This window comes from Maribacter zhoushanensis, from assembly GCF_029350975.1.
In the GTDB taxonomy this organism is placed as follows: Bacteria; Bacteroidota; Bacteroidia; order Flavobacteriales; family Flavobacteriaceae; genus Maribacter; species Maribacter zhoushanensis.
Window position 1 is genome coordinate 371,031 of sequence record NZ_JARKMR010000002.1, and the last position, 14,806, is coordinate 385,836.

At 34.3% G+C, this 14,806-nt stretch carries 10 protein-coding genes and 1 riboswitch; of the genes, 8 read left to right on the plus strand and 2 right to left on the minus strand.

Going from position 1 to position 14,806, the window contains the following annotated elements:
• Window positions 1–12: 12 nt before the first annotated feature.
• Entirely contained in the window at window positions 13–1,095 is a 1,083-nt protein-coding gene (locus tag PXD56_RS08275) for a serine hydrolase domain-containing protein (protein WP_276492863.1), read from the minus strand.
• 196 nt (window positions 1,096–1,291) lie between these two features.
• Window positions 1,292–1,388, plus strand: a riboswitch (SAM-I-IV-variant riboswitch).
• Between the two features lie 46 nt (window positions 1,389–1,434).
• Here PXD56_RS08275 and PXD56_RS08280 point away from each other — a divergent pair.
• The 8 genes from PXD56_RS08280 to PXD56_RS08315 all read left to right on the plus strand — a co-directional run bounded on the left by PXD56_RS08280 (window position 1,435) and on the right by PXD56_RS08315 (window position 13,439).
• Window positions 1,435–2,733: a Na+/H+ antiporter NhaC family protein gene (locus PXD56_RS08280; protein ID WP_276492864.1), complete on the plus strand. Its 1,299-nt coding sequence runs from the start codon at window positions 1,435–1,437 to the stop codon at window positions 2,731–2,733.
• 187 nt (window positions 2,734–2,920) lie between these two features.
• Window positions 2,921–3,442, plus strand: a complete 522-nt coding sequence (locus PXD56_RS08285; protein ID WP_276492865.1) for an RNA polymerase sigma factor — start codon at window positions 2,921–2,923, stop codon at window positions 3,440–3,442.
• A 37-nt stretch (window positions 3,443–3,479) separates the two neighbouring features.
• The gene (locus PXD56_RS08290; RefSeq protein WP_276492866.1) at window positions 3,480–4,388 is read left to right on the plus strand and encodes a FecR family protein; all 909 of its coding nucleotides are present in this window, start codon (window positions 3,480–3,482) and stop codon (window positions 4,386–4,388) included.
• A 31-nt stretch (window positions 4,389–4,419) separates the two neighbouring features.
• Window positions 4,420–6,915, plus strand: coding sequence for a TonB-dependent receptor plug domain-containing protein (locus PXD56_RS08295; protein WP_276492867.1), 2,496 nt, complete (start codon window positions 4,420–4,422; stop codon window positions 6,913–6,915).
• A gap of 171 nt (window positions 6,916–7,086) precedes the next feature.
• On the plus strand, window positions 7,087–8,541 hold the full coding sequence (locus tag PXD56_RS08300) for a vanadium-dependent haloperoxidase (RefSeq protein WP_276492868.1): 1,455 nt from the start codon (window positions 7,087–7,089) through the stop codon (window positions 8,539–8,541).
• A 144-nt stretch (window positions 8,542–8,685) separates the two neighbouring features.
• On the plus strand, window positions 8,686–9,897 hold the full coding sequence (locus PXD56_RS08305; protein ID WP_276492869.1) for a cytochrome-c peroxidase: 1,212 nt from the start codon (window positions 8,686–8,688) through the stop codon (window positions 9,895–9,897).
• Between the two features lie 396 nt (window positions 9,898–10,293).
• Window positions 10,294–11,154, plus strand: coding sequence for an outer membrane beta-barrel protein (locus PXD56_RS08310; RefSeq protein WP_276492870.1), 861 nt, complete (start codon window positions 10,294–10,296; stop codon window positions 11,152–11,154).
• Between the two features lie 257 nt (window positions 11,155–11,411).
• Window positions 11,412–13,439, plus strand: coding sequence for an NADPH-dependent 2,4-dienoyl-CoA reductase (locus PXD56_RS08315; RefSeq protein WP_276492871.1), 2,028 nt, complete (start codon window positions 11,412–11,414; stop codon window positions 13,437–13,439).
• 25 nt (window positions 13,440–13,464) lie between these two features.
• On the opposite strand, the gene PXD56_RS08320 is transcribed toward PXD56_RS08315, so the two are convergent.
• On the minus strand, window positions 13,465–14,751 hold the full coding sequence (locus PXD56_RS08320) for a putative glycoside hydrolase (protein WP_276492872.1): 1,287 nt from the start codon (window positions 14,749–14,751) through the stop codon (window positions 13,465–13,467).
• Between the last annotated feature and the right edge of the window lie 55 nt (window positions 14,752–14,806).

The window sequence follows — 14,806 nt, forward strand, 5'->3', positions numbered from 1 at the left end:
ATCTCATCTAGATTATGGCAAATCATAATCTAGACCAGAGTAAATACTCAATATTCCTATTAAAATATCATTTGGCACCATTACAATACCATTGCTAACATAGGTAATAGTTACATTGTCTGATGGGAAGTATACGGTTGATGATCCATACCCATCAATACTACCGGCATGACCAAATCCTTGTTTGTTATAGAATGCAGGAGAGTTTAGTCCAAATCCATAACCATCGACCATAGTTTTCATAAGACTCAATGAGTCTTCAGAAATTAGCTTACCATCGAATAAAGCTTGATAAAAGATATTTACTCCATTAGCAGAAGATACAATAGAACCAGTGCCTTGAAGTATGGTGTAATGTGTTTCTAAAATAGGTATCCATTTATCATTTTCAAGAGTATATGAAAAAGCTTCATTGTTTTCAGAATTGGTAACCCCTCCATTGTAAGTATCTATTAGATTTAAAGGAACGGCTATTCTATCATTTAAAGATTGTTCATATGTCTTGTTATCTAAATCTTCTATTATAAAGGATAATAAAACATAATTGGTATTTGAATACTCGTACTTATCATTTGGTTCAAATATGGTTCCATTATCTATGAAATAGTCTATAAGTTCAGAGCGCGAGGCTGATTCAAAATTTCTTCCTAATTCGAATTCACCACTTGTATAATTAAAAAGTCCGCTTCTATGTCTTAGTAAATGTTCAATAGTAATAATCTCGGCATTGGGTATTTCAGGAAAGTAGTTGTCAAGTTTAGTATCTAAGCTTAATTTGGCTTCATCAACTAGCTGCATAATCATTGTAGCAGTAAATGTTTTTGAAATGGAGCCTATTCTATATTTAGAGGCAGAATTGGCTGAAATCGAATTTTCAACATCAATAAAACCAAAAGAAGTTTGATAGTCTTCTTTACCATCTTTGAAAATAGAAATACTGCCCATTCCTAAATTTTTCTCTTCAATTTTAGAAAAAAATAAGTCTAGTTTAGCACAATCAAAATCTTCGCCTAGCTCTTCTATTTCAGTAGTGCATGAAACGTTTAAAACAAATAAAAAGGATGTAAAAATAGATTTGAAGTAATTTTTAATCATATGTAAATGGTTGAATTAGTTAATGTTATGATGCCAAACTTCGACCATTAAAATACGCAAGGTTGTTAATGAAACAATAATGAAAGTTAAATTTAAGGTAATTATGTAGGAGGAATTCTGTAGGAATATTATTTACAGAAATTAACTTTTTTTAAGATTTAGTAGAAAGATTTATAGACTACATTTGCCGCCTTAAAATTGTTATCAAGAATCTCAAAAAAGGAGATAGCAACCTGCAATAACAAGCAAGGTGCTAAATAGATAAGCCAATAATTGGAACAAATGTTAATTCATTATCCATCTAGTGTTGCTATTCCTTTTTTAATAGAATAAAAAGAAATGGAAGTTGCTAAAAAGATTATCCCAAAATTTTCTGCTTTAATACCCCTGTTCGTATTTGTATTTACTTTTTTAGGAGTAGGCATCTATCAGAATGATTTCTATGCTCTACCCGCTCCTATTGCAGTTATTATGGGTATTGTAGTTGCATTTATCATCTTTAGGGAATCTATTTCAAATAAAATAGAGACGCTCTTAAAAGGTTGTGGTGATGATAAGATATTGACAATGTGCCTTATTTACTTATTGGCAGGTGCTTTTGCGGCAATTACTAATGAAACAGGTAGTGTAGATGCCATAGTAAATCTTGGTTTAGACCTCATTGCTATACAATACATATACGTAGGTATTTTTATTATCGCCGGGTTCTTATCGGTCTCAACGGGAACTTCGGTTGGTGCAATAGTTGCTTTGGCACCTATTGTAGTAGGTTTTGCAGAAGAAAGTAATGCAGAGCTGGCTATACTTTGTGGTGCGTTATTGGGCGGTAGTATGTTTGGTGATAATTTATCCGTAATATCAGATACCACCATAGCGGCAACACAATCTTTAGGTTGTAAAATGAGCGATAAATTTAAACAGAATATTAAAATAGCCGTACCAGCTGCAGTATTTACCACCGCAATATTAATTTTTCAAGGATTGGGATTAGAGTCCGCCGTATCTGAAAACACTATCTATAACTATGATATTGTAAAGATTTTACCCTATGTATTAGTAATTGTTCTGTCAATTGTAGGGATTAATGTATTTGTAAACCTTTTGCTAGGTTCTTTAGCAGCAGTTGCATTAGGTATTGTTTATGGAGACTTCACGCTAATTGAATCTGCTAAAATTGCTTATGCGGGATTTACCAATATGACAGAAATATTTCTTTTGTCTTTGTTGACCGGCGGGCTGGCAGCCTTAGTAGCAAGAAATGGCGGTATAGAATTTATATTGGTCAATATTAGAAGGCTGATTAAAAATAAGAAATCCGCACAATTTGGTATAGCCACTTTGGTGAGTACAATTAACATGGCAATTGCCAATAATACCGTGTCAATTATAATTGCCGGTCCTATTGCAAAAACTATAAATGACGAGTACTATTTAGATAATAAGAAAACTGCTTCGATCTTAGATATTTTTGCTTGTATTTTTCAAGGTCTATTACCTTATGGCGCACAAGTTTTAATGATTTTAAGTTTCTCTAAAGGGAAAATAGATTATTTAGATTTGGTAAGTAATACTTGGTATTTATTGCTTTTGTTTATCTATACGTTACTATTTATTGGATTAAGACCATTACGAGGGTAATAATATTTTTTGATGAGATTTTTCCCAATTGTATTCTATATATTCTGTAATAGGGTATAATCAAGATTTGAATGCTTTAAGTATTATCTTGAGGTATTTTACTTTAGAGTATCTTGCAATTAATGGCTTCAATCGTTAATATTGGGGTATCAGGCTTTACAAAAGATCTTATTCATAATATCAAAGAATGGCAGAAGAACCATCGGTTTGCGAAGAGAGCGTTTATAATAACATTTATCGAACTCATGCAGAAAGTTTGCGAAACTATCTTTACTACAAGTTTGGTAATATGCAGCGGGCAGAAGATATTGTACATGATTCTTTTGTTAAATTGTGGTCTATATGCAGTACGGTAGTTTATAAAAAAGTAGCCAGTTTTTTATATAGTATTTCACGAAATCTAATGATCGATACATTACGTAATAAGAAAGTTGCTTTGAAATTTGAAAAAGGATTGGTGAAAGAACTAGATAATGAAGATCCATATTTTAAATTAAGAACAAAAGAATTTCGATTAAAATTAGAGTCCGTCATTTCAAGTTTACCTGAAAAACAACGCGAAGCTTTTTTAATGAATAGAATAGATAAGCTAACCTATAAAGAAATTGCGATAAGGCTAGATGTAAGCGAAACAGCCATTGAAAAACGTATATCAAAGGCTTTAATAAAATTGAATACGATTACAGAAATTAAAGATTTTTCTATTTAGCAGGTTGGTTAAATAATTTTTTAAACGTATTACTGGTATGAGCAAGCATTTGGAAGATAATAATTTAATTGCCCGTTGGATGGATGGTCGTTTAAGTGAAGAAGAGAAAGACCAGTTGAAAGAATCGGGTGAATTAGATGCGCTTAAAACCGTAATTGATGATATAGATACTTGGAAGGTAAAACCATTTAATGTAGATGCAGGTTTAACCAAGTTAAAAGAAGAGAATAAGACGGTTGTTCCATTAAAAAATAGTAATAAAACCTGGCTGCGTATTGCCGCAAGTGTAGCCATTTTAATTTCATTTAGCTTGGTTTGGTATTTGACTTCAACTAGCTCCACTACGGTAGCTACAGAAATAGCAGAGAGTAAAACAGTTGAACTACCAACAGGTTCTTTGGTTGAACTAGATGCGGCATCAAGTATAACATATAACAAAAATGATTGGAAAGACAGTAGAATGCTCAACCTTTCAGGTCAAGCATTTTTTAATGTCACCAGCGGTGCTCCTTTTGTCGTAAAAACGCCTACAGCAAAAGTTTCTGTATTGGGTACTCAGTTTAATGTAAGTACACAGAACAATGATTTTTCGGTGTATTGTTATGAAGGCAAAATAGAAGTTACGTATAAAAACAATTCAGAAATTATTACGAAAGGGCAAAGTGTATTTTTAGTAAATGGCAAACTTGAAAAAGATGAACACGAATATTTAAGTCCGGAATGGATGAATGGTTTAAGTACCTATGATAGAACTCCGCTAAAAACAGTTATAGCAGATGTGAAACGCTATTATAATGTAGAGGTCAATCTTCCGCAAAAGTATGATGCACTTCAGTTTACGGGTACAATAGCGCATAAAGATTTACAACAAACTTTAAATACCATTTTTACCACAATGGAAATTAAATACGAGCTTCAAGAAGGTAATACCGTTATTTTTGAATAGTATTGAACGTATAAAGCATAATATGAGACCTATGTATAAGCATAAGAGAACGTTACTTCAGTTTCTTGTTCTTAGTTGGTGTTGTATTTTTTTTCCTTGCGTATCATTTTCTCAAAACGCTCCTGCATTAAAATTAGTGGATTTTTTAGATGAATTAAAAGCCACTTACAATGTAGATTTTATCTATAACCACACACTTTTAGAACAAGTTGAACTTCCCTCCTCTTCACATGATTGTGAATCGTTAGAAAATTGTTTAGCAAATATAAATGAAGAGGCTCCCATCAAATTTATTAAAGATGGAATCAACTCATATATGGTAGTACCTATAAGAAAAGATATTTTATTTACCGTTGAAGATGCAGCAACCTCTGAATCTCTTGGTGATATTACGGTTCAAGTAAACAATGGTGAAGAGCGGTTTTTGTATCCTACAAAATCTAATTATACGATTAAGAATTTATTCCCGCTAGATTCTGTCCATATCCGTTCCGCGTTTTATAATACATTGCACTTAACAGCGTCAGAACTGTTGGCATTAAAAACACCTGTGCGCTTAGAACACGCTATGATTCATTTGAATGAAGTTCAGATAACCGATTATTTGACGAGAGGCGTTAATGCTAAGATCAGCGATAACACTTTTCAAATAGATATGAAGACATTGGGTTTGCTTGCCGGTGAAACAGATGGCGATGTTTTTAATGTAGTAAAGAATATTCCAGGTGTACATACGCCAAGCGGTAAGCCAGGTAGTTTAAATTTAAGAGGTAGTACCTTTGATCAATCCTTAATTGAAATTGACGATATTACTATTTACCATAATGGTCATTTTTATGGAGCCATAGCGCCTTATAACCCTACAACCGTTAGTGAAATAGAATTACAACGAAATACGCTAGCTGCAAAATGGGGAGGTCGCGTTGGCGGTCTAATTCATATGACCACTAATAATACAGTGCCAGATTCTACATTATATGAAGTACAGGCAAATACCGTTTATGCAGGGGCAACTATTCAAATGCCTTTAGTAAAAGATAAATTGGCTTTATATATTGCTGCTAGGTCTAATTACCCTAGTATTAATTCCCCAAAATTAACGGCCTTCTCTAATCTTAATTTTCAGGGCAGTCGTTTAGAGGATGTTGCCGATGATGTTAATAGTGAATTTTTTAAAGTAGGATTTTATGATATCAATTCAAAACTCGTATATGATATTAATGAAAACCATAAGGTAACCGTTAGTTATATCAGTATTCAAAACCTATTGTCGGCAACTTTAGAAGATGCTGATGATAAGGATAATAAAGATTTTAGGGATTTGTCTCTAGATAACTGGGGTATGACAGTAAAGTGGGAAGGTACATTCTCAGAGAAGCTTAAAGCACAGGCAAGGTTTAGCAAATCATCACTATTTATAGATAATAAAAGTGAAGGTTTTTCTGTATCGGAGCGTTCAAGTTTTGAGAAATACTCCAATACCATTGACGATACTAGGTTCATCACTGAAGTAGAATTTCAACTAAACGAAAATACCGCTCTAGAAACAGGGTATACAATAACAGAATATAGTTTAAGGTTTGATGAGCGAAATGATGAGAATAGTATTGACAGCCGTAGAGATCAAGATGCAATGACGCATAGTATGTACGCATCCTTTAATAAGAATTGGGACGACAAGGTAACGGCTAATTTTGGGATGCACACAGATTATTACGATCCTAATAAAAGATTCTATGTAGATCCTAGAATTTCAATAAATGTTAGAACAAGTGATGCATTATACTTAAAAACTTCGGCAGGTCGATCACATCAATTCATTCAAAAAAAATTACGTGATGATTTTGATGATTTCAATAATCAGACGCAATTCTGGTATTTACCTGATCAAACCACAGCGGTATTGGAGGGTTACCAAACTATGCTTGGGGCTTTGTACAACAAATCTGGCTGGTTGGTAGATTTGGAAATTTATATTAGAAATACCAAAAACGTAACATTACAGACCAATACGGATACGCTAGAAAAAGGAAAGCTAAAAAGTATGGGTGCTGATTTGTTTGTAAAAAAGAGATGGAACAATTTTGAAACCATGTTCAGTTATTCGCTAAGTGAGGTAAATACGGACTTTGATGAAACCTTGCCGATATTTTTTGACCAACGCCATATCTTACATGTTACAGGTTTATGGCATATAGATCCTTTTAATTTGGCGGTAACCTGGGGCTATTTTACCGGTATGCCGGTAATTGTATCGGATTTTGATAGTAGTAGCTCAATTTCACAAAGCGATTTGGATATTGGCTATACTAATCGTTTTCCTAGTATGCACCAACTAGACGTATCAGCGACATATGAATTCACTAATGCTAGAAAAGGTTGGAAGGGCATTGTGGGGTTATCATTTGTAAATCTTTATGACCAAGATAATATCGTAAACATATTTCAGAATGAGCCACCGGTAGATGACCCCTATCGTAAAACTATAGGCTTCGCCCCTAACCTACAACTTAGCATACAGTTTTAGGTGGTCTACTAGTATTAAAACACCATTCAATCTTACCAATTTTTCAGTATTCTAAAATTAATTCTATTTTTTTTCAAATTAGGGGTTGGGTAAATTGAACTCTTAATCGTATTAAGGAAAAGGCATAAATAAAGCCTTCAATTAAACAGTAACCTTAATACAAAAAATGTTATGCGAAATAATCAGTTAAGATGGTTAATAATAATTCTAGCAGTGATTTTAGTACAAGCTTGTGCCAAAGATGAACTTGATGTACTTGAACTAAGCGAAACCGAAGTAGAAGATCTTAATACAGTAGAACAAGATTCTTTGACAGCTAGAAGACAGAACAACAGAAACAATGGTTTAAACCCTTCAGAAGAGACAGTACAGCTTATCAAGGATTGGAACGATCTGTGGTTAATACTAGATCGTTACACCAACGGATTAAGACCAAATACTACGGCAAGGGCGCTTGCTTATATTCATTTAGCTGGTTATGAAACAGCAGTAGCTGATATGGATGGTTATGGATCTACTAGAAATCAATTGCAAGGTTTTAATCTAGACCAAGATGATAGGGCTGATAATGTAGATAGAAATTTAGCACTGAACACTTGTTATGCTTTGGTATTCGATCACTTCATGTTCAGTGTATCCAACAATGCTAAAGCCGGTATTGCCACTTTAGAAAATGAAATGGCAGAAGAATTATCTGAAAATTTATCTCAAGAAGAAATAGAGGATTCTGAGGAGTGGGGAGCATTGGTAGCGGAAATGGTCATTGCCTATAGTCAAACGGACAATGCTGCGGAAACACAACAATTAGATCCTAATCCTGCCTCATACGTGGCACCTGTAGGACTTGGTTTATGGGCTGCATCTGAAGGTGAAAGTGCTTGGTTTCCTTATTGGAACCAAGTTAGAACTTTTGTAATTTCTCCTGAACAAACCTCTAGTACGCCCCCACCTTTTGATCATAATGAGAATAGAAATAGTGGTTATTACCAACAAATGGAGGTTGTTAATAATTCGGCAACCACGGCACGATTTGAAGATAATGAAGATTTGTGGATATCTGAGTTTTGGTCAGATGATGTAGAAGGGTTGATGATGAGTCCACCTGGACGTCAGTTTTCTATCGCCAATCAGTTAATTGAGCAAGAAGATTTAGATTTTGAAGAAACCTTAGAGCTATTATTAAAATTGGGATTTGCCATGAATGATGCGGCAGTTTCGGCTTGGGATGATAAATATACTTACAACACGGAGCGTCCAAGTAGATATATTTTAGAATATATAAATGACGATTTTCAAACGAATTTAGCACGGTTTATTTCCTCTCCAAATCCTGCCTTTCCTGCGTATCCTTCAGGTCATGCAACCTTTGCAGCTGTGGCATCGGGAGTTTTTATGGACATATTTGGTGGTGATGCAATCAATTTCACGGACAGAACCCATGCCGGACGATCAGAATTTAGAAGTGATTCTAGAACCTTCAATTCTTTTTCTGAAATGGCAGAAGAAAATGGATATTCTAGAATACCATTGGGTGTTCATATACAAGCAGATAGCGATGAAGGTGCTCGTTTAGGATATGAAATTTCAGCAGCAATAAACAGTTTCAATCTTTCCCCAAATTTTTAAACTTAAGCTCTTTATTGTAAAGGTTTCGCCGTTGCCGGCGGAACTTTTACAATTATAAGGCATCTATCCTTCCAAAATTTAAATGACCAGAATGACAAAAAACTACTTTTCAATTTTTATCAATTCCTTTAAAATCAATTTAATATGAAAAAGTATGTTGTCACCTTATGTCTTATGACATTTATAAATATTTCTTGCGGAAAAGATGAGTATATAGAAATTCCTGAAGAAGATGAAGAAGTTGTTTTGGTTGAAGATGATACTGAAGTTGATACCACGGTAGAAGAACAAACATCAGATATTGTTGAGGTGGATGATTCCATTTTAAACCTACCAGATACACCTTTTAATTATGCCAATATTCTTTTACCTGACTTTTTCTTTGACAATGATGTCAGAGATGAGGATAATACTCCCAATAATAATGCTACAACAGATAATGGTGCAACTTTAGGTAGGGTTCTGTTCTACGATAAAAACCTATCTATGAATAACACCATTTCATGTGCTTCCTGCCATATACAAGAAAACGGATTTTCTGATCCCAATGCATTAAGTACAGGATTTAATGGAGAGTTGACTGCAAGAAATTCTATGGGGTTGGCAAATGCCAGATTTTACGAGAATGGAAGGTTCTTTTGGGATGAAAGAGCAGCAACCTTAGAAGAACAAACCTTGGTACCGATACAGGACTTGGTTGAGATGGGGTTATCATTGCCTGAACTTGAAGCGAAACTAACACAACAGCCCTATTACGCAGCTTTATTTACAAATGCTTTTGGCGATGCAACTATAACAAGCAATCGCGTAGCATTGGCACTATCACAGTTTATAAGATCAATGGTTTCTTACGAATCTAAGTTTGATGAAGGCTTGGCACAAACACAAGATATAGATGACAATTTTCCCAATTTTACGACATCTGAAAATAGAGGTAAACAATTATTTATGAGTAATCAAACAAGATGTTTTGATTGCCATGCCACTAATGTATTTGTAGGAGATGATGCAAGAAACAATGGGTTGGATGCCACTATTACAGATTTAGGTGTTGGTGGTGTAACCGGAAACAACAATGAGTTAGGTGAATTTAAAGTGCCGTCATTAAGAAATATAGCCTTAACCGGACCGTATATGCACGATGGTAGGTTTGAGACTTTAGATGAGGTTATCGAACATTATAATAGTGGTGTACAAAACAACCCTAATTTAGATAATAGATTAACACAAGGTAATAATGTTCGAAGATTGAATTTGTCTGACGCAGATAAGCAAGCCTTGGTTGATTTTCTAAATACTTTAACCGATGATGCTTTTATTAACGACGAAAAATATGCCAGCCCCTTTTTAGAATAGATTATCCGTAACATGTTAATGGTTATTACGTAGTAAATAAGAAGATATCATCGATTATTATATAGAGATGTTTCCATGAATTATGGGTGCACAGTGATGTGATTTCTTAAAATATTATCAATAAGTAATATTTGGGTCTGTTACATTATGTATTTGATAAAATATGTGTGTAAATAAAACGTAAATATTAAACAGAGTGTTAAACCAAAAGCATAGATATAAGAACTTTCTCTAATAAGGTAACTTTGATAGACTAATTAAAGAGGTACATCTAAACTTGTAGGTATTTATTTAAGTTTTATAGCTTAAGACATTGTTTATGAGATGGTTGTGAAAGTTTGTTTTTGCTTCGTTAATAATTAGATTAATCAAATTTCAACTTATAAATCATTTATTATGAAACACTTAATCGCTGTTTGTGCAGCTGTTTTAGTAAGCTCGGTATCTTACGGGCAATGGCAAGTATCTGCAAGTTCAGGATTGGCATTTGGTAGTGCAACCATGAAATTAGGAGAAAGAGTTAATATCTCTGATACCGAAAACTCTTATGGTAGTTATGGAGAAGGCGTAAATTTTCAATTAAGAGGTACCTATTTTTTCGATGAATCTTTTGGTGTTGATTTAGGGGTTGGTTATTTACAAGGAACAGATCAAGACGTATCAATTGTTAATTTGCCAAGTACAGAGGTAAATGCAGTGGCAAGAGCACGTGCTTTTGGAGCTTCAGCATCTGTAGTTTACAAGTTTACAAATAATATTTACGGTCGTTTTGGAGCATTAATAAAATTAGGCGGAAAAACAGAAGGTGTTATCTATCAGAAATCTGTTTTTTCTGAAGCAGAAGCAGAAGCTTTTGGAGTGCCAAACGGATCGTACTCTGAAACAAACTACAAAGAAGATTTTCATGGTCATTTTCCTTTAGGTTTTGTAGGTGCACTTGGGTATAAGTATGACTTAGATTCCAATTTCAGCATTTTTGCAGAAGTAGAATATTATGGAATCAGTTTAAAGCGTAAAGATTCAGAAATCTCTGAGTTTAATACAGATGTAAAACTACCTGATGGAACTGTTGCCGTTAGTGGTTTGTATACTATTGATAATCTGCCAGAAGGTATTGATAGAAATACTACATATGTAGACGAGTTGTCTAATACAAATACAGACACTACTCAAGAACTTTCTCAAAAAGTACCTTATTCATCATTTGGTTTAAACATAGGTGTTACTTATAAATTTGCAAAAGTAAGTAAGGAGTAATATTTAAAGAATTTACAATTAGTAAGCCCCTATTAAAACAATAGTTTTAATAGGGGCTTTTTATTTCTTTTCATTAATAAAATATAGAATTGAATTCATTTTTCTAAAGAACCTAAAAGATGGTTACTATGTTATTTTTTCAAATAATCTGTAACCTTTTTTGTTGAAAAAATATAGTTACTCACAAAAGGTTCAGTAATTAAACGTATCTTCAACTATTATGCATGCATAGTAAATGAAATAAAACAATTAGTAAAATGACCAAATACAAACACATTTTTGAGCCTTTAGATTTAGGATTTACCACCCTTAAAAACAGAATTTTAATGGGTTCTATGCACACCGGGTTAGAAGAGGAAAAAAATGGAGTGGAAAAAATAGCCGCTTATTTTGCTGAACGAGCCAAAGGCGGTGTTGGTCTAATAGTTACTGGTGGTATAGCACCTAACATACAAGGGTGGACAGGTCCTTTTTCTGCCCGAATGAGTACAAAGAAACATGCAACACATCATAAGGTCATTACTGATGCCGTACATAAAGAAGGTGGTAAAATATGTATGCAAATACTGCATGCGGGCAGGTATGGGTATCATCCTTTTGCCGTTGCTCCGTCAGCAATTAAATCACCCATCTCCCCTTTTAAACCATTTAAACTAAAACAATCTGGTATTAAACGCACAATCAACGACTTCGTTAATTCAGCCAAACTAGCTCAACAAGCGGGTTATGACGGAGTAGAGATTATGGGTTCAGAAGGATATTTGATCAATCAATTCATTGCTGATAGAACAAATAAGCGTAACGATAATTATGGAGGTAGCTATGAAAACCGAATGCGTTTGCCAATAGAACTTGTTAAACAAACAAGAGAAGCTGTTGGCGAAGCCTTTATCATCATTTACCGTCTATCTATGTTAGACTTGGTGGAAAAAGGAAGCTCTTGGCAAGAAGTGGTTGCATTGGGCAAAGAAATTGAAAAAGCAGGTGCTACCATTATTAATACAGGTATTGGTTGGCATGAAGCTCGCATACCAACCATTGCAACATCTGTACCTAGAGCTGCATTTACATGGGTTACTAAAAGGATGAAAGAGAAATTGTCTATTCCGTTAATTACCTCTAATAGAATTAATATGCCAGAAACTGCTGAGAAAGTTTTAGCGGAAGGTCATGCAGACATGATTTCTATGGCACGTCCATTTTTGGCAGATCCAGAATGGGTAAACAAAGCTGAAGGCAATAGGACTGATGAAATAAATACCTGTATAGGTTGTAATCAAGCTTGTTTAGATCATGTTTTTGAACGTAAGGTAGCTAGTTGTTTGGTGAACCCGCGTGCATGTCATGAAACGGAATTGAATTATAACCCAACAGAAACAAAGAAAAGAATTGCCGTAGTTGGTGCTGGTCCTGCAGGTTTGGCGGCTTCTACAGTTGCTGCGCAGCGTGGTCATGACGTAACATTATTCGATTCTGAAAGTGAAATTGGAGGACAGTTCAATCTAGCAAAACAAATTCCCGGTAAAGAAGAATTTTATGAAACAATAAGATATTTTAAAAAGCAGTTAGAGCTGCATAACGTAGAAGTAAGACTAAATACTAGAGTAACTGCAGATGACTTACAAAAAGACCATTTTGATGAGATTATTTTGGCTACCGGAATACAACCAAGAAGCCCTAAAATAGAAGGAATTGACCACCTTAAAGTATTAAATTATATAGATGTCTTAAAATATAAAAAACCGGTTGGTAAACGAGTAGCGGTTATCGGTGCAGGCGGAATCGGTTTTGATGTTTCTGAATATTTGGCACATGAAGGAGAAAGTACCGCTTTAAATATTGATGCATGGCTTAAAGAATGGGGTATTGATAAAACTTTAGAAGCTCGTAGCGGTATTGAAAATATACAGGCAGAAATTCATCCATCGCCTAGAGAAATATTTATGTTTAAGCGTAGTAAAGGTAAGTTTGGAGGCAAGTTGGGTAAAACCACAGGCTGGATTCACAGATCTACCTTAAAAAAGAAAAAAGTACAGTTTATCAATGAAGTTCAGTATACTAAAATTGATAATGAAGGCTTGCACTATATCCAAAACAATGAACAGAAGTTACTTGCAGTAGATTCTGTTATCATTTGTGCCGGGCAATTGCCGTTTAAAGAATTATTAGAACCGTTGCAGTCAAAAGGCGTAAAAGTACATGTTATTGGTGGTGCGGACGTTGCTGCGGAATTAGATGCTAAACGTGCAATAAATCAGGCTTGTAGATTAGCCGCTAAAATTTAATGAAGTTGAATGAGGTTAAAAATGGTTATTCGTTTAATGTTCTTAAAACAGTTCCACTTAAGGCGTTCAACACAATAGTATCTACCTCTTCCCCTACTTCATTTAAATATGTTGTATCTAAATCTATTTGTATGCTAGCTGTTTCACTGGCGTTTACGAAAACTAATGCACGAGTAAACTCTCTTTTGTAGAGTCCGTTTTCTAATTGCGAATAATTGCCAATAGCTTCTCCAAAATTCCAATTGTACTCATCTCTCCAAGGCGATGGGTCATTATAGTCATCGGTAATTTCTTGTTCAGAAAAATAGGTGTTACCATTGTTAACTAGCCAGTAGCTTGCAAAAGCATAATAAAATCCTTGATTGTCAATTATAGAGGTATGAGGTTGCACCAGGGTTATTTTGTTTTTAGCTTCATTGCCAGCAACTTCGGTAATTTGAGGCATAAAGCCTTGTGGATAATCAGACAGATAATTTCCATTACCAAAAACAAGCCACCATTCATTTAAAGCGCCGTTTAACTGTTGTAGATAGCTGTCCCAAACTCCGGGGTGTAATCTAGTATCGGTTATATTGGCAAGTCCTATCTTATTATCCTGATGAAGTCTAGTATTAATGACGGATAGCATAGCCTCATATGCCAATTGAAAATCTTCGTCATTATCATAATTTGCAGGATAAATATTCTCATGATAAGTATCTCTTTTATAAATAGCGTTATCCATTAAAACACCGTCCCATTCGTTAACCACAAGTTCATTGCCAACTTGGTTTGCCCAGTATTGTTGGTAGGTCGTATTGCCAATATCCATTTGCCAATGATTTGCATAACCAGTGTATTCTAATCTATTGTCGTTTTCATCTACCAAGAACCATTCAGGATAATTGGTATCTGCATATGCAAAACCTACTCCTGTAGGTAATAAATATTCATTGTCTTCTCCGTTTTCTACGGCATAGCTTCTAGTGGAAGTGAGATCTTTGTAAACTAAAGTCTTAATTTCTGGATTTATAGATTTGAACTTTGGTACATATTCCTGAAACCAAGCATTCATAACTACTAAATCTCGTCTAGGAGCTTCGGTTTGTATTAATGCATCGGGTATTTCTTCATGATGTAGGTATAACCAAAATAGTTTAGTTCGGTTTACTAAAGTATCAGTTACGATTTCATCTAAGACATTAGTTTCTTCAGAAATATTAAGGTTTGGGGAGTTATTTGATTCTATTTCATCTTCATTTTTATCACTACTGCATCCTAAAAAAAGCAATGTAACTATGGATAAAATAAATGTTAAAATACCTTTTTTCATGATACATATTTAAGGCTTTAAAGATTGGGGAATCTGGCTCAAATTACGGAAAATC